Below are 16,202 nucleotides of genomic sequence, written 5' to 3' on the forward strand. Positions count from 1 at the left end.
GAGCGGCGGGCCGACACAGTGGATCGAAGAGGGGCGGGACCAGGTGAGTGCGTCAGGCACCGCGGCGGCCGGGCAGGTCGAGCACATGCTGCGCCAAGTGACGCCCGGGCGCTACGACGCGTACGAGGCACTGCTGCAGGCCCTCGCGAACGACCGGATCTGGATGCTCCTCTGGCACGGTCAGGCGGGCTCGCCCGACGCCCAGTACGGGAACATGGAGGTCGACGGCCTCGGCTACGCCCCCTGTGTGACCTCCGCCCAGGAGCTCTCCGCCAGCGGCTGGAACCGGGCCCATGAGCTCGTCACCGGCCGCGACATCGCCCGCGCCCTCTTCCCCGACCGCTGGGGCATCTGGCTCAACCCGCACGCCCCGGGCGGCGGCGTCGGCATCCCCTGGCTGGACCTGCGCCGGATCGCCACCGGCCTCGACCGGATGCCCGCGGGCCCGCTCCGGCTCACCGAGCCGGCCATCGAGATCCCGCAGTTCTATGCCCTGCTCACGCAGAACGCCCACCACACCCCCGCGATCCGCTCGCTGCGCCGCGCCTGGGTGCAGCCCGCGCTCGGGGTTCCGTATCTCGCCATCGGCCTCGATCTCTACGACACCAGCCAGCCCTCGGTCGACGCGGTGCGCGCGATGATGCAGCAGTCGATCGGCGCGGTCCCGGACGGGCTGCCCGTCTCCACGGTCGCGATGTCCGACGAGTACGACCCGGTCGCGATGTGGCTGCGCGCCAACACCCGCCCGTTCTACGACCGCGAGGCGCACGCCCCGGCGGCCGGCTACGGCTACCCGCCGCCGCAGGGCGCGTACTGAGCCTGCCGGCAGTCGTGTACGTACCGGGGCACTCCGGCGCACTCCGGTGCACCCGGAACACAGGTGTACGTGCCGGGTGCACGGGGAAAGCATGCGTATGGTCCTGATTACCGGAACGTAACGTACGCATACCGCACCAACTCCCCGAATCCCGGCCCGCGTTCTTGGTCCTTGTGCATGCCGTCGCGCTCCCGTGCGCGCCTCGCGGAAACCCTCCGCGGGGTTTCCCGCTCCCGATGTCTGAGATCTCCGTACTGGGGAGATCTGATGGCGAAAGCGACGTAAATCTACGCGCGTGCCCCCTTCCGCCTCAACTGCCCTGTGTTCGGCGGGCGTTCACATCCGTCCGGATAACGGAACACCCCTGACCGCATCACGGTTAGGCATCCATTCGTCTGACGGTATGGCTACCGCGCGCAACGGCAATGAAGACTCCCGCAGCAAGGGCGTCCTGCCGCCTCTGTGTACGACTGACTGATCCGTGCCGCCACAGCGGCCAGTTCGGCCCGGCCACCGCCGGTTGAGAGGGGTCCTTGCCACGATGACGGCACCACTGCATGAGCCGACCACGGAAGCGGACCCGATCGCGACCGGTGGTCCCGCAGCCGACTCCGGGGTGAAGAAGGTCGAGGGGCGCTCTCTCAAGCAGATCGCCTGGAATCGCCTGAAGCAGGACAAGGTCGCGCTGACGGGTGGCATCGTTGTCCTCGTCCTGATCGTGGTGGCGATCTTCGCGCCCCTCATCGTGGGCCTGCTGGGGCACCCGCCGAACGAGTTCCACCAGGACAAGCTCGACCCGCTGACCAATCTCCCCACCGGCTCCCTCGGTGGCGTGAGCGGCGACTTCCTCTTCGGCGTCGAGCCCAACAAGGGGCGCGACATCTTCAGCCGGATCGTCTACGGCGCCCGGATCTCGCTGCTCGTGGCGTTCCTCGCGGCCCTGGTCGCGGTGGCGCTCGGCACGCTCTTCGGGATCATCGCCGGCTACTTCGGCGGCTGGGTCGACGCAGTGATCAGCCGGACCATGGACGTGCTGCTGTCGTTCCCGCAGCTCCTGTTCATCATCTCCCTCGTCTCCGTCCTCCCCGACGATCTGCTCGGCCTCACCGGCAGCGGGGTGCGCATCGCCGTACTCGTCGCCGTCATCGGCTTCTTCGGCTGGCCGTACGTGGGACGCATCGTCCGGGGCCAGACGCTCTCACTGCGCGAGCGCGAGTACGTGGAGGCGGCGCGCAGCCTCGGCGGCGGGCGCGGGCACATCCTCTTCCGCGAGCTGCTGCCGAACCTGGTGGCGCCGATCACCGTCTACGCGACGCTCATGATCCCCACCAACATCCTCACCGAAGCGGCCCTCAGCTTCCTCGGTGCCGGTGTCCGGCCGCCCACGGCCTCCTGGGGCGGCATGCTGCGGGACGCCCTGGAGACGTACGAGCACGACCCGATGTTCATGGTCGTCCCCGGCGTGACGATCTTCATCACCGTGCTGGCCTTCAACCTCTTCGGGGACGGGCTGCGCGATGCCCTGGATCCCAAGGGAACCCGATAACCCACGACTTGCCCCTGCCGCACTGTCAGGTGGCTCTTCCCATGGTTCTCCGGCAAGCAATGGCCTGGGACCGCGATCTCGGAGGTTACGAGAAAATGTCCACAGTTACCTCGAAACGACGGCTCACCGCTGGTGCGGCCCTCGTGGTCGCGGCGCTGATGACCACCTCGGCGTGCGGCGGCGGCGACGACGGCGACAGCGGCGGCGGCAGCAGCACGGCGAAGGGCGCCGGCTTCAACGCGGCGTTCAACAAGGTCGCCAACCCGTCCACCAAAACGGGTGGAACGCTCAAGATGGTCGGCAAGCAGGACCTCGACTCCGCCGACCCCCAGCGTGCCTACTACGGCATGGCCTGGGACTTCATGCGCTTCTACACCCGCCAGCTGGTCACGTACGACACCAAGCCCGGCGCCGCCTCCACCAAGCTGGTCGGCGACCTCGCCACCGGCCCCGGTGTGATCTCGGACGGCGGCAAGACGTACACGTACAAGCTGCGGGACGGCCTCACCTGGGAGGACGGCTCCAAGCTGACCTCCAAGGACGTCAAGTACGGCATCGAGCGCATCTGGGCGACGGACACCATCACCGGTGGCCCGCAGTACCTGATGCAGACGCTTGACCCCAAGCACGAGTACAAGGGCCCGTACAAGGACTCCTCCGCGGACAAGCTCGGTCTGAAGGCGATCGAGACGCCCGACGACAACACCATCGTCTTCAAGCTGCCCAAGCCCAACGGTGACTTCGAGCAGTTCCTCGCCATGCCCTCGGGCTCGCCCGTGAAGGCGTCGGAGGACACCAAGGCGAAGTACACCCAGCGGCCGTTCTCCTCGGGCCCGTACAAGTTCGAGACGTACAAGCCGGGCAAGAGCATCGTGCTCGTCCGCAACGACAAGTGGCAGAAGTCCTCGGACCCGCTGCGTCCCGCGCTGCCGGACAAGATCACCGTGACGATCTCCGCCAACCTGGAGGAGAACGACAAGAAGCTGATGGAGGGCGACTACGACGTCGACCTCAACGGCACCGGCATGACCCAGTCCGGCCGTGTCACCGCTGTCCAGGACCACAAGGACAGCGTCGACAACATGCAGACGTCCTTCGTCCGCTACGTCGCGCTCGTCCACACGGCGAAGCCGCTGGACGACGTCCACTGCCGCAAGGCCGTCTTCTACGCCACGGACTTCGCGGCCCTGCAGCAGACCCGCGGTGGCGAGATCGCCGGTGGCGCGATCGCCAACAGCACCCTGCCGGCCTCCATCAAGGGTCACAGCGACTACGACCCGTACGGTGTCCTCGCCCGCAAGGGCAAGCCGGACGCCGCCAAGGCCAAGGAAGAGCTGAAGGCCTGCGGCAAGCCGAACGGCTTCTCGACCAAGCTCACCGCCCGTAACAACAACCCGGGCGAGGTCGACGTCGCCGAGGCGCTCCAGGAGCAGCTCGGCAAGGTCGGCATCAAGATCGAGGTCGACCCGATCGACGGTGCCGAGGCCTCCAGCATCACCGGTTCGCCGTCCGTCGTGAAGAAGCGCGGCTACGGCATGACGATGAGCGGCTGGGGCCCGGACTTCCCGTCCGGCCAGGGCTTCGGCCAGCCGCTGTGGGACAGCCGGTTCCTGTCCGAGACCGGTAACTACAACGAGTCGCAGCTCAAGGACCCGGGGATCGACAAGCTCTTCGACGAGGCGATCGCGCAGACCGACCCGGTCAAGGCCGGCGAGATCTACAAGAACCTCGACAAGCGGATCCTGGACCAGGCCGACTGGATGCCCTTCATCTACGAGAAGAACATCACCTGGCGCGGTAAGCGACTGACGAACGCCTACATGTCCGACGCGTACAACGGCCGTTACGACTACGTCTCGCTCGGCGTCGTCAAGTAATCGCTGTAGTCAACAGCATGTGCAGTCAACCCGGTTGACTGCTCTACCGCCGCCGAAACCCGCCAGTCCGAAGGGCAGGTGATGGCCCGGGGCGGTGGCCGGGAGCCCCCACAAGGGGTTCCCGGTCACCGGCGGGCCGCGCACAGTGCTTGCTTATCTCATCCGGCGCCTGTTCGCCGTAGTCATCATGGTGCTCGTCGTACTGCTCGCGACCTTCACCATCTTCTTCATGCTGCCCAAGTGGGCGGGTCAGGACGTCGCAGTCCTCTTCGCCGGCAAGGCTTCCGGTGCCGAGCAGCTCCAGGGCATCCGGATAAAACTGGGTCTCGACGACCCTCTCCTCGTCCAGTTCTGGGACTTCGTCAAGGGCATCCCGATGGGGCGCGACTACGCGAACGGTGACGACGTCACCCACTGCGCCGCACCCTGCTTCGGCTACTCCTTCCGCACCGAAGTGCCGGTCTGGACCACCCTCAAGGACGCCCTGCCCGTGACCGGCGCGCTTGCCGCGGGTGCCTGCGTCCTGTGGCTCCTCGGCGGCGTCGCCACCGGTGTCGTCTCCGCGCTCCGGCGCGGCAGCATCTGGGACCGTGCCGCGATGACCACCGCCCTCGCCGGCGTCTCCCTGCCGATCTTCTTCACCGGCATGGTCGCGATGGGCCTGTTCGTGCACACCCTCGGCTGGGTGCACATCGCCGACAACCTCTCCACGGACGACGGCATCGGCACCTGGTTCCAGACGCTGATCCTGCCGTGGATCGTGCTCGCCTTCCTGAACGCCGCGATGTATGCCCGGCTCACCAGAGCCACCATGCTCGAAGTGCTCGGCGAGGACTACATCCGCACCGCCCGCGCCAAGGGCCTGGGCGAGGGAACCGTCATCACCCGGCACGCCCTGCGTTCCGCGATGACGCCGATCCTCACCGTCTTCGGCCTCGACATCGGTGTGCTCCTCGGTGGCGCCGTCCTCACCGAGTCCACGTTCAACCTGCCGGGGCTCGGGCTCGCGGCGGTCCAGGCCATCAGCAACAAGGACCTGCCCGTGATCCTCGGCGTCACACTGTTCGCGGCTCTCGCGATCGCCGTCGCCAACCTCGTCGTCGACATTCTGTACGCCGTCATCGACCCGCGAGTGAGGCTGGGATGACCGAACTGCACAAGAGCGGTGCCACGCTGGGCGAACCCGCCCCGGCGGGCTCGCCCGTTCCCACCGCCTTCCTCGAAGTGCGCGACCTCAAGGTGCACTTCCCGACCGACGACGGCCTGGTCAAGTCCGTCGACGGGCTCAACTTCCAGCTGGAGAAGGGCAAGACCCTCGGCATCGTCGGCGAGTCCGGCTCCGGCAAGTCCGTCACGTCGCTGGGCATCATGGGCCTGCACACCGCGGGTCAGTACGGAAAGCGCAAGGCGCAGGTCTCCGGCGAGATCTGGCTGGACGGCAAGGAACTGCTGTCCGCGGACCCCGACGAGGTGCGCAGGCTGCGCGGCCGCGACATGGCCATGATCTTCCAGGACCCGCTGTCCGCGCTGCACCCGTACTACACGATCGGCAAGCAGATCGTGGAGGCGTACCGCGTCCATCACGCCGTGGACAAGAAGACCGCCCGCAAGCGGGCGATCGAGATGCTCGACCGGGTCGGCATCCCGCAGCCCGACAAGCGCGTCGACAGCTACCCGCACGAGTTCTCCGGCGGCATGCGCCAGCGCGCGATGATCGCCATGTCGCTGGTCAACAACCCCGAGCTGCTGATCGCAGACGAGCCGACGACCGCACTGGACGTCACCGTCCAGGCGCAGATCCTCGACCTGATCCGGGACCTGCAGAAGGAGTTCGGCTCCGCGGTCATCATCATCACCCACGACCTGGGCGTCGTGGCCGAGCTCGCCGACGACATCCTGGTGATGTACGGCGGGCGCTGCGTCGAGCGCGGACCGGCCGAGCGGGTGTTCTACGAGCCCCGGCACCCCTACACCTGGGGACTGCTGGGCTCGATGCCGCGCCTCGACCGCGACCAGACCGACCGGCTCATCCCGGTCAAGGGTTCCCCGCCGTCGCTCATCAACATCCCGTCGGGCTGCGCCTTCAACCCGCGCTGCCCGTACGCGGACGTACCCAAGGACGACGTGACCCGCACCGTACGGCCCGAGCTGCAGGAGGTCGGCAGCCGGCACTGGGCGGCCTGCCACATGTCGCAGGAGCAGCGGGAGCGTATCTGGACCGAAGAGATTGCGCCCAAGCTGTGAGCGAGGACAAGGCCGTGACGAGCGAGGACAAGGGCGTGGACGTTCCGGCGCAGAGGTCTGCCGGGGACGGCGGGGCGGTCGAGGACGCAGCCTCCCGCGAGGTGCTGCTCAAGGTGACCGGGCTGCAGAAGCACTTCCCTCTCAAGAAGGGCATGCTGCAGCGCGGCGCCGGTGCCGTGAAGGCCGTCGACGGGATCGACTTCGAGGTGCGCTCGGGCGAGACCCTGGGCGTCGTCGGGGAGTCCGGCTGCGGGAAGTCGACGATGGGCCGGCTGATCACCCGGCTGCTCGAACCCACCGCGGGGAAGATCGAGTTCGAGGGGAGGGACATCACGCACCTCGGCGTCGGCGCCATGCGCCCGATGCGCCGCGACATGCAGATGATCTTCCAGGACCCGTACTCCTCGCTGAACCCCCGGCACACGATCGGCACGATCGTCGGTGCCCCCTTCAAGCTGCAGGGCGTCACGCCCGAGGGCGGCGTCAAGAAGGAGGTGCAGCGGCTGCTGGAGGTGGTGGGCCTCAACCCCGAGCACTACAACCGCTATCCGCACGAGTTCTCCGGCGGCCAGCGCCAGCGCATCGGGATCGCCCGCGCGCTCGCGCTCAACCCCAAGCTGGTCGTGGCGGACGAGCCGGTGTCGGCGCTGGACGTCTCCATCCAGGCGCAGGTGGTGAACCTGCTCGACGACCTCCAGGCCGAGCTGGGCCTGACGTACGTGATCATCGCCCATGACCTCTCGGTCGTCCGGCACGTCTCGGACCGGATCGCGGTGATGTACCTCGGCAAGATCGTGGAGCTGGCCGACCGCGAGTCGCTCTACAAGGCGCCGATGCACCCGTACACCAAGGCGCTGCTCTCGGCGGTCCCGATCCCGGACCCGAAGCGCCGCTCGGCCAAGAGTGAGCGCATCCTGCTGAAGGGCGACGTGCCGTCGCCGATCTCGCCGCCGAGCGGCTGCCGCTTCCACACCCGGTGCTGGAAGGCCACGGAGGTCTGCAAGACGCAGGAGCCGCCGCTGGTCGCGCTGAAGACCGGGCACCAGGTGGCCTGCCACCATCCGGAGAACGCGCCGGACCAGGTACCCGGCGAGACGGTGACGGCGGCCGCGCGCGAGGCGATCGAGGTCGTCGAGGTGGGGAAGCCGGATGCCGACGCGGTACGGGAGCCGGAGGCCGACGTCGTACGGGAGCCGGAGGCCGACGAGAACGCGGCGGAGGAGAGCGGGGCGGGGGAGAGCGGGGCCCAGGGCAACGCGCCCGACGAGAACGCGCAGGAGGGGAACGCGGCGGAGGGGAGCGGGGCCCAGGGCGGCACGGCCGACAAGAGCGCGGCCGGCGACGGCGCCGCAACGCCCGAAACGCCGGAGGACAGCCCGAAGGAGTAGTACCGGCACAATTGCCCGGTGCTCAACGAACTGTTCACGTCCTCCGTCCAGCATGCGCTCGACATCGCCGGAATCTTCGTCTTCGCGATCTCCGGCGCACTGCTCGCCGTACGCAAGAACTTCGATGTCTTCGGCATCGCGGTACTCGCCGAGGTGACCGCGCTGGGCGGGGGGCTGTTCCGTGACATCGTCATCGGGGCGGTCCCGCCGGCGGCTTTCACCGACCTCGGCTACTTCACCACCCCGCTCATCGCCGCCTTCCTGGTGTTCTTCCTGCACCCGCAGGTCGAACGGATCCAGGTGGGCGTCAACGTCTTCGATGCGGCCGGCCTCGGGCTGTTCTGCGTCACCGGCACGGTCAAGGCGTACGGCTACGGCCTCGGCCTCACCGCGTCGGCGACGCTGGGCCTGGCCACCGCGGTCGGCGGCGGTGTGCTGCGTGACGTCCTGGCCAACGAGGTGCCCTCGCTGCTGCGCTGGGACCGCGACCTGTACGCGGTACCCGCGATCGTCGGCGCCACGGTGATCGTGCTGTGCATCCGCTTCGAGGTGCTCAACGCGTTCACCAGCGGTGCCGCGGTGATCACGGCCTTCGTGCTGCGGCTGCTCTCGATGCGCTACCACTGGCGGGCCCCGCGCGCCTACAACCGGCGGTCGGCGACGGCCGAGGAGGGGTCCGAGGCCACCTGACGAGTCCCGCGCCTGACGAGTCCCGCGCCTGGCAAGCCTCGCGCCGACGCCGAAGGATGACATCTTTCGACCGTCAGAAAGCTACCGCTCAGTAATACAATCGGTGTACGGTGCATCGCATGGCACAGACAGCAGAGCAGGCGACGCGGACCGCGCAGGCAACCATCGGGGACAGCGAGTTCGACCGCGACACCGCCGTCACCCTTCGCGAAGAAGGCGTCTACGACGCCGAGCTCTCCGCCGGGTGGACGATCATCCGCGCAGTCAACGGCGGCTATCTGCTGGCCATGCTCGGCCGCGCGCTCGGTGAGGCCCTGCCGCATCCGGACCCCTTCTCGGTCTCCGCGCACTACCTCACCGCGTCCGTCCCGGGCCCCGCGGTGATCCGCACCCAGACGGTCCGCACCGGCCGCACCCTCTCCACCGGCCAGGCCTCCCTCTTCCAGTACGCGGAGGACGGCTCCGAGATCGAGCGCATCCGTGTCATCGCCACCTACGGCGATCTGGACGCACTGTCCGACGAGGTCCGCACATCGGCGAAGCCGCCGGCCATCCCGCCGCCGGCGCACTGCCTCGGCCCGAGCGACGGCCCGGCCCCGATCCCCGGCAGCTCCGCCATCACCGAGCGGCTCGACATCAGGCTCGACCCCGCGACGATCGGCTGGGCCGTCGGCGCCCCCTCCGGCAAGGGCGAGATGCGCGGCTGGTTCGGTCTCGCGGACGGCCGCGACGCCGACCCGCTCTCGCTGCTGCTCACCGTCGACGCACTGCCGCCCACCTCCTTCGAGCTGGGCCTCAAGGGCTGGACGCCGACCGTCGAACTCACCACCCACATCCGCTGCCGCCCCGCCCCCGGCCCGCTGCGCGTCTCCATCACCACCCGCAACCTCGCGGGCGGCTTCCTGGAGGAGGACGCGGACGTCTGGGACAGCGCGGACCGACTGGTGGCCCAGTCCCGCCAGCTGGCCAGGGCTCCGCGCGCATAGCCGCACGGGGGAGCGAGGCGCGGTGCCCCGCCCGGTGCGGCTACCAGGTCGCGATCCGCCCGGCACACACCCCGCCCCCGGGTGCCGGGCGGCAATCCGCCCGGCACACACCCCGCACCCCCCGGGCTCGTAGAATCGAGCCCACCATGGCTTACCTCGACCACGCCGCGACCACGCCGATGCTTCCGGAGGCGATCGCGGCGATGACCGCCCAGCTCGCCGTCACCGGTAACGCGTCCTCACTGCACGCCGCCGGGCGCCGGGCCCGCCGTACCGTCGAGGAGTCGAGAGAGACCCTCGCCGACGCCCTCGGCGCACGCCCGAGCGAGGTGGTCTTCACCTCCGGGGGCACCGAGGCGGACAACCTCGCGGTGAAGGGCCTGTACTGGGCCCGCCGCGACACCGACCCCCACCGCACCCGGGTGCTGGCCAGTCCGGTCGAGCACCACGCGGTGCTGGACGCCGTCGACTGGCTCGCCGAACACGAGGGCGCGAACGTCGAATACCTCCCCGTCGATCAACACGGACGCGTCCACCCGGACGTCCTGCGCGAGGCGATCCTCCGTAACCCCGACGATGTCGCCCTGGTCACCGTGATGTGGGCCAACAACGAGATCGGCACGATCATGCCGGTACGTGAACTGGCCGCCGTGGCCCGCGAGTTCGACGTACCCATGCATGCCGACGCGGTGCAGGCGTTCGGACAGCTGGAAGTCGACTTCGCCCGGTCCGGGCTGGCCGCGATGACGGTCAGCGCGCACAAGATCGGCGGACCGTTCGGCGTCGGCGCGCTGCTGCTCGGCCGCGAGTACACCCCCGTACCCGTGCTCCACGGCGGCGGCCAGGAGCGGCACGTACGCTCGGGCACCCTCGACGTGCCCGCCATCACCGCCTTCGCCGTCGCGGGACGGCTGGCCTCCGACGGGCGCGAGGAATTCGCCCGCGAGATCGGCGCCCTCCGCGACGACCTCGTCGCGGCGGTGCTGGCGGCCGTGCCGGACGCCGTCCTCGGCGGTGACCCGGCCCCGGGCGGCCGGCTTCCCGCCAACGCCCACTTCACCTTCCCCGGCTGCGAGGGCGACTCCCTGCTCCTGCTGCTCGACGCCCAGGGCATCGAATGCTCCACCGGCTCCGCCTGCACCGCCGGGATCGCCCAGCCCAGCCACGTCCTGCTGGCCACCGGCACCGACCCGGACCTGGCCCGCGGCACCCTGCGCTTCTCGCTCGGCCACACGTCCACCAAGCAGGACATCGACGAGGTGGCCCGCGCGATCGGACCGGCGGTGCAGCGGGCACGGACGGCGGGACTCAGCTAGGGCCTCTCGGCCCTGTCCGGGATCGGGCGGGGCCGCGTGGTCATCGGCGGGGCCACGCGGTCACTGGCGGGGCCACCCGGTCACCGCGTGGCCGCCGCCCGGACCAGCTTCAGATACTGGTCCCAGTCCCAGTGCTTCCCGGGATCGGTGTGGTCCGTGCCCGGCACCTCCACATGCCCGATGATGTGCTTGCGGTCGACCGGCATCCCGTACCGCCCGCATATCGCCGCCGTCAGCCGCGCCGACGCCCCGTACATCGCCGCCGTGAAGTCCTGCGGGCGATCCACGAACCCCTCGTGCTCGATGCCGACACTGCGCTCGTTGTACGACCTGTTCCCCGCGTGGAACGCCACATCCAGCTCACGGATCATCTGCGTCACATGGCCGTCCTTGCGCACCACATAGTGCGCCGCCGCCCCGTGCCCCGGGTTCTGGAAGACCTTCACCGCGCTCTGATAGCTGCCCTGGGTGACATGGATGACGACCCGGTCGATCGGATAGTCGGCGGGACGGTCGGCCCGCCGCCAGTTCGCCGCGGACGCCGATATCCACTCGGCCCGTGCGAAGTCCACCTCGCCCGGCGTGCGGGGCTTGTCCACCCCGGGCAATCGCCACCAAGCGCGCTCCAGCTTCTCCCTCGCCAGCACTGCGGTACCCGCGGCCGTGACGGCAGCGCCGATCAGCAGCCCGCGCCGGCTGATGCCGTGCCCGGACTTCGCCCCTGCGGACCCCTTGGCGCCCGCCCTCCCCTTGGTCCCCATGTGATCGACAACGCTTATCCGTGAGCATTCGGTTCCCGACGCCCCGTACCCTGGTGGAGCTATGACTCAGACTTCCCAGCGCCCCCTCCGTGTGCTCGCCGCCATGTCGGGCGGTGTCGACTCCGCCGTCGCCGCGGCCCGCGCCGCCGAGGCGGGACACGACGTGACCGGTGTGCACCTCGCCCTCTCCGCGAACCCACAGTCCTTCCGTACCGGAGCGCGCGGCTGTTGCACGATCGAGGACTCCCGCGACGCGCGCCGCGCCGCGGACGTCATCGGCATCCCGTTCTACGTCTGGGACCTGGCGGAACGCTTCCGCGAGGACGTCGTGGACGACTTCATCGCCGAGTACGAGGCCGGGCGCACCCCCAACCCGTGCCTGCGCTGCAACGAGAAGATCAAGTTCGCCGCACTGCTCGACAAGGCCCTCGCGCTCGGCTTCGACGCCGTGTGCACCGGCCACTACGCCACCGTCGTCCTGCGTGAGGACGGCAGCCGCGAACTGCACCGCGCCTCCGACATGGCCAAGGACCAGTCGTACGTCCTCGGTGTCCTGGACGAGAAGCAGCTCGCCCACGCGATGTTCCCGCTCGGCGACACCCTCACCACCAAGGACGAGATCCGCGCCGAGGCCGAGCGCCGGGGCCTCGCCGTAGCCAAGAAGCCCGACAGCCACGACATCTGCTTCATCGCCGACGGCGACACCCAGGGCTTCCTGGCGAGCCGGCTCGGCACGGCCGAGGGCGACATCGTCGACGAGTCGGGCACGAAGGTCGGCACCCACGAGGGCGCCTTCGGCTTCACCATCGGCCAGCGCAAGGGCCTGCGCATCGGCCACCCCGCCGCCGACGGCAAGCCGCGCTACGTCCTGGACATCTCCCCGGTGAACAACACGGTGACGGTCGGCCCGGTCGAGTCCCTCGACGTCACCGCCCTCACCGCCATCAGGCCCCGCTGGTGCGGCACCGCCCCCTCCGGCCCCGGCACGTACACCGCCCAGCTCCGCGCCCACGGCGGCGAGACGGAAGTGACGGCCGAACTGGTGGACGGGACGCTGAACGTCTCGTTCACCGAGCCGGTACGCGGCGTGGCCCCCGGCCAGGCGGTCGTCCTGTACGACGGCTCCCGAGTGGTCGGCTCGGCGACCATCGCGACGACGGCGCGCCGGGAAACGGCGGCGGCTTCCGGCTGACCGCCGGGGCCGGCACAGAGCCCCATTCCAACCTGGCGGCGTGGCCGGGCGGTGCGGAGTGAAGCTCCTGGTAGACGTTGTTGTCCGCGTGCCCGGACCGCTGAAGTGCCCTGGAACCTGGCGGCCGAGCCGGTCTGCGAGGGCGCCAGGTCGGGCCGGACGCTGGGGCCGTCCGGGTGTCTCTCCCGGAGTTCAGTGTTTCCCGTTCAGCTGCGGTCGATGCCGGCGGCCTTCACTCCGAGCACCAGCGCACGGAGTGCGGCCCGGTTCGTCGTGACGACGCGTTCCGGGCTCTCGCTCTCGCGGATCGCGATGTCTGTGCCCTCTGCTGCGGCAACCTCGACGCAGTTGTTGCCGCCCCCTGCGCAGAATGAAGAGCGGTGCCAGTGACGTTCGGGCATATCGTGACCTCTCACAGCTCGCGGGCGATCGACCGGATGAGCCTTCGCGACTCCTCGGGAGAGAGCGCGGAGCCTTCCATCAGGTCCAAAAGGGAACGATAGTTCCCCAGTGGCGTCGGGGCATCGACGAATTGACCGCCGAACGAGGTGTCGAGCTGGACCGTGTCAAGCTGTGGGACGGAGCCCTCGGCGTAGAGGACCGACTGTCCGGCGCCGTGGAAGGGGCCCGCACTGAACGGGATGACCAGCAGAGTCACGTGATCCAACTCGGATGCGTCCGCGAGATAGTCGAGCTGTCGGCGGGACACGTCCCGGCCGCCGAACTCGAGCCGCAACGCAGCCTCGTGGATGATGCCGAGGTACGGCGTCGGGTTCTCTCCGGTGACGACGGCCTGGCGACCCATGCGGTGGGCTACCCGGAGTTCCACTTCCAGTCGGGGCAATTGTGGCACCGCGAAGTCGAAGATCGCCCGCGCGTGCTCCTCGATCTGGAAGAGGCCCGGCAGGTGGACGGTCTGTGCCGTCCGGATGCGTGTGGCGAAGTGCTCGATCTCGGAGACGTCGAGATGGCCGTCGGGGAGTTTGCCTCGGTACTCGTCCCACCAGTGCCGCGCCCGTCGACCGCCTGCCATTGAGGCGAGTGCATCGATCAGAGCCGAGTCCGGGCACCCGTAGTGGCAGGCGATCTGGCGGACGCGTTCCTCGCTGAGCCCGGTGCGGCCGGCCTCGATGTTGGAGATCATCGTGCGGTCCGCGCCGAGCATTGCGGCCGCCTCCAGGATCGAGATGCCGGCCTGCTCGCGCATGCGCCGGACTTCAACGGCCAGGCGACGCTGGCGGCCTGTGGGTGCATTTCGTGAAGCCATGAGTCCTCTCTCGTGCGCGCACAGTCTTGCAGGGGCCTGTGAAGCGGTCCAGCGAGTCAAATGGCGACTCACTCATTCGTGGAAAAGTGCTCACACGTGAGTCGCAGTGCCTTAGTTTATGACCTGCGCCGCCGACGTGACCGTGGGTTGCGGAAGCGCACCGATCCACCCCGCCCACCCGGGAACGGCGGGCTCCGGACCGGCATTGCCACCGCCACCCCGACCGCAATCACCCGTGGCGCACGTCCACTTGTCACCACTCGCACGCACCCCAGGAGGTGCCCGTGAGGGCTGAATCCACCCCCTGCACCCCGTACACCCGCCACCCCGCCCCCATCCCGTTCGCCGAACCCTGGCAGTACGAGCTCGCCTTCCCCTGCGACCCGCGCAGCCCCCGCATCGCCCGCACCACACTCCGAGCCATCCTCGGCGCCCACGAACTGGCCGAACTCAGCTACCGAGCCGAGTTGTTGACGTCAGAACTGACCACCAATTCCGTGCGGCACACCAAAGGTCCCGCAGCCGTCCGGCTCCAGTGGCGGCACCCTGTGCTCCGGATCAGCGTCTGGGACATGAGCCCGGACCTGCCCAAGCTCTACGCCCCGCCCGCCGACCCCCACGCCGAAGCCGGGCGAGGCATGGCCATCCTCGAACTCGTCGCCGACCGCTGGGGCGGGTGTGCCATAGGGGAGGGGGCGTACGGGCCGGGCGGCAAGACCGTCTGGTTCGAGCTCGGGCTCGGAGCCTGAGCTCGGCGAGGCCCCGCGCGGCCACGTCCGACCCCCGTACGGGCGTCACCGGGCGGGGCGTCGGTTCAGGAGGCCTGGCGTGCGTACATGTCCCTGCCGAAGAACTCCTCCAGGACCGGGGCCATCGCCTGCGGCGCCAGTTCGCGTGTCTGGCCCGTCAGGGTGCGGTGGCGGGCGCGGGGGAGTGCGTCGGCGAGGGCGCGGGCCGAGAGCCGGGCGCGGGCGGGGCTGGAGCCGCCGCAGACCACCAGCGTGCGCGCCGTGACGGACGCGAACCGCTCGGCCGGGATCGTGCCGTCGCCGAGCAGCGCGTCGTCGTACGCGAGTGTGTGCGCCATCGACACCAGGCCGTGCCACAGCGGGGCGCGACGCATGCGGGCGATCACGTCGGCCGGGACGCCCGTCACGGACAGGAACAGCTCCACCGCCCCGTCGCGGTCACCGGCGGACAGTGTCCGGTGCAGCCGGGCCGTGCAGCGCGCCTTGAACCGCACACCGGAGGGCCCGGGGGTGTACGGCGGCTCGTACACCGCCAGCAGGTCGACGGGGAGCCCGGCCGCCTGGGCCTCCAGGGCCAGCGCCCCGCCGGCCCCCAGGCCGAACACCGAGGCCCGGCCGCCCACCGCGGTGACGAGCGCGGCCAGGTCCTCGATCTCGCGTTCCACCTTGTACGGCCCGCTGTCGCCGCTGGAGCCGCGGCCGCGCCTGTCGTACGTGACGACATCGAAGTGCGGCGCGAGGAGGCGCGCCAAGGGGGCCTCGGTCGCCGCCGTGCTCAATGCTCCGCCGACCAGGATCACCGGCGGTCCTTCGCCCCGGCGCCGATACGCGATCAAGGTTCCGTCGCGGGAGAGAGTCTTGTCCATGTGAGGAGGACTGCGATTCCGTCAAAAAGTTATCGCTGCGGCCGTGAATTTTTTGAGGATTTTCAACTCCGCAGGTCGCAGGGGTGCTTGGCGATCAGTCGGAGATGGTCTCGGTGTCGTAGAAGCAGAAGTGGTCCTTGATCGCGGCGACTTCGGGCTTCGGCTCGGGATAGGCCCAGACGAGATCGACCGCGTCCGGCAGCGACCAGTAGGAGGCGTCGCCCTTGAACGGGCAGTGGGTGTGGGTGTTCGAAGCCGTCAGCAGTTCTGTACGGACGTCCTCGGGCGGCAGGTAGTAGCGGGGCGGACAGCCCGTCTCGCGCAGCACGAGCGGGCGCCGGCTCTCGGCGAGCACCTGTCCGTCGCGCACCACACGTACATGCTCGGTGCCGGGTTCGACGGTGATGACGTGGCCTTGTGCGGAAGTCATGTCTGGTTCAGCAGCATCGCGGGCCGGTTTCTTCCCCGACGACGGCCGGATTTCCACCCGTCCACCCGGGAGT

The 16,202-nt window shown here is 69.5% G+C and carries 16 protein-coding genes; 11 read left to right on the top strand and 5 right to left on the bottom strand.

What is annotated here, in order from left to right:
- Positions 1-43 precede the first annotated feature (43 nt).
- The 9 genes from OH735_RS26605 (at position 44) to OH735_RS26645 (ending at position 10,864) form a co-directional block, all read left to right on the top strand.
- On the top strand, positions 44-817 hold the full coding sequence (locus tag OH735_RS26605; RefSeq protein WP_406384157.1) for an enhanced serine sensitivity protein SseB C-terminal domain-containing protein: 774 nt from the start codon (positions 44-46) through the stop codon (positions 815-817).
- 541 nt (positions 818-1,358) lie between these two features.
- Positions 1,359-2,363 carry an ABC transporter permease gene (locus OH735_RS26610; protein ID WP_406384158.1) on the top strand — a complete coding sequence of 335 codons (1,005 nt, stop codon included), beginning with the start codon at positions 1,359-1,361 and terminating at the stop codon, positions 2,361-2,363.
- 95 nt (positions 2,364-2,458) lie between these two features.
- Positions 2,459-4,240 (top strand): ABC transporter substrate-binding protein, encoded by a 1,782-nt coding sequence (locus OH735_RS26615; RefSeq protein ID WP_406384160.1) that lies wholly within the window; start codon positions 2,459-2,461, stop codon positions 4,238-4,240.
- Positions 4,241-4,385: 145 nt separating this feature from the next.
- Positions 4,386-5,387, top strand: a complete 1,002-nt coding sequence (locus tag OH735_RS26620) for an ABC transporter permease (RefSeq protein ID WP_406386749.1) — start codon at positions 4,386-4,388, stop codon at positions 5,385-5,387.
- The gene (locus tag OH735_RS26625; RefSeq protein WP_406384161.1) at positions 5,384-6,484 is read left to right on the top strand and encodes an ABC transporter ATP-binding protein; all 1,101 of its coding nucleotides are present in this window, start codon (positions 5,384-5,386) and stop codon (positions 6,482-6,484) included. Before OH735_RS26620 ends, OH735_RS26625 begins: the two co-directional genes overlap by 4 nt.
- Before the next feature lie 35 nt (positions 6,485-6,519).
- A complete protein-coding gene (locus tag OH735_RS26630; RefSeq protein ID WP_406386751.1) occupies positions 6,520-7,872 on the top strand; it encodes a dipeptide ABC transporter ATP-binding protein in 1,353 nt (450 codons plus the stop codon).
- Positions 7,873-7,890: 18 nt separating this feature from the next.
- Entirely contained in the window at positions 7,891-8,562 is a 672-nt protein-coding gene (locus OH735_RS26635) for a trimeric intracellular cation channel family protein (protein WP_406384162.1), read from the top strand.
- Between the two features lie 119 nt (positions 8,563-8,681).
- Positions 8,682-9,548: a thioesterase family protein gene (locus OH735_RS26640; protein ID WP_406384163.1), complete on the top strand. Its 867-nt coding sequence runs from the start codon at positions 8,682-8,684 to the stop codon at positions 9,546-9,548.
- Between the two features lie 146 nt (positions 9,549-9,694).
- Positions 9,695-10,864, top strand: coding sequence for a cysteine desulfurase family protein (locus OH735_RS26645; protein ID WP_406384164.1), 1,170 nt, complete (start codon positions 9,695-9,697; stop codon positions 10,862-10,864).
- A gap of 80 nt (positions 10,865-10,944) precedes the next feature.
- Here OH735_RS26645 and OH735_RS26650 read toward each other — a convergent pair whose 3' ends face one another.
- Positions 10,945-11,625, bottom strand: coding sequence for an N-acetylmuramoyl-L-alanine amidase (locus OH735_RS26650; RefSeq protein WP_406384165.1), 681 nt, complete (start codon positions 11,623-11,625; stop codon positions 10,945-10,947).
- Positions 11,626-11,686: 61 nt separating this feature from the next.
- On the opposite strand from OH735_RS26650, the gene mnmA reads away from it, so the two are divergent.
- Complete coding sequence (mnmA, locus tag OH735_RS26655; protein WP_406384166.1) at positions 11,687-12,817, top strand: tRNA 2-thiouridine(34) synthase MnmA; 1,131 nt, start codon at positions 11,687-11,689, stop codon at positions 12,815-12,817.
- A 206-nt stretch (positions 12,818-13,023) separates the two neighbouring features.
- Here mnmA and OH735_RS26660 read toward each other — a convergent pair whose 3' ends face one another.
- Together OH735_RS26660 and OH735_RS26665 are read right to left on the bottom strand one after the other, a co-directional pair.
- On the bottom strand, positions 13,024-13,218 hold the full coding sequence (locus OH735_RS26660) for a DUF397 domain-containing protein (RefSeq protein WP_406384167.1): 195 nt from the start codon (positions 13,216-13,218) through the stop codon (positions 13,024-13,026).
- A gap of 11 nt (positions 13,219-13,229) precedes the next feature.
- On the bottom strand, positions 13,230-14,024 hold the full coding sequence (locus tag OH735_RS26665) for a helix-turn-helix domain-containing protein (protein ID WP_406384168.1): 795 nt from the start codon (positions 14,022-14,024) through the stop codon (positions 13,230-13,232).
- A gap of 344 nt (positions 14,025-14,368) precedes the next feature.
- On the opposite strand from OH735_RS26665, the gene OH735_RS26670 reads away from it, so the two are divergent.
- The gene (locus tag OH735_RS26670) at positions 14,369-14,833 is read left to right on the top strand and encodes an ATP-binding protein (protein WP_406384169.1); all 465 of its coding nucleotides are present in this window, start codon (positions 14,369-14,371) and stop codon (positions 14,831-14,833) included.
- A 65-nt stretch (positions 14,834-14,898) separates the two neighbouring features.
- Here the strand turns inward: OH735_RS26670 and OH735_RS26675 are convergent, their stop codons facing one another.
- Positions 14,899-15,699: an alpha/beta fold hydrolase gene (locus OH735_RS26675; protein WP_406384170.1), complete on the bottom strand. Its 801-nt coding sequence runs from the start codon at positions 15,697-15,699 to the stop codon at positions 14,899-14,901.
- Positions 15,700-15,793: 94 nt separating this feature from the next.
- The gene (locus tag OH735_RS26680) at positions 15,794-16,129 is read right to left on the bottom strand and encodes a DUF427 domain-containing protein (RefSeq protein WP_406384171.1); all 336 of its coding nucleotides are present in this window, start codon (positions 16,127-16,129) and stop codon (positions 15,794-15,796) included.
- Between the last annotated feature and the right edge of the window lie 73 nt (positions 16,130-16,202).

The sequence above is a fragment of the Streptomyces sp. NBC_01618 genome, from assembly GCF_045209435.1.
Lineage (GTDB): Bacteria > Actinomycetota > Actinomycetes > Streptomycetales > Streptomycetaceae > Streptomyces.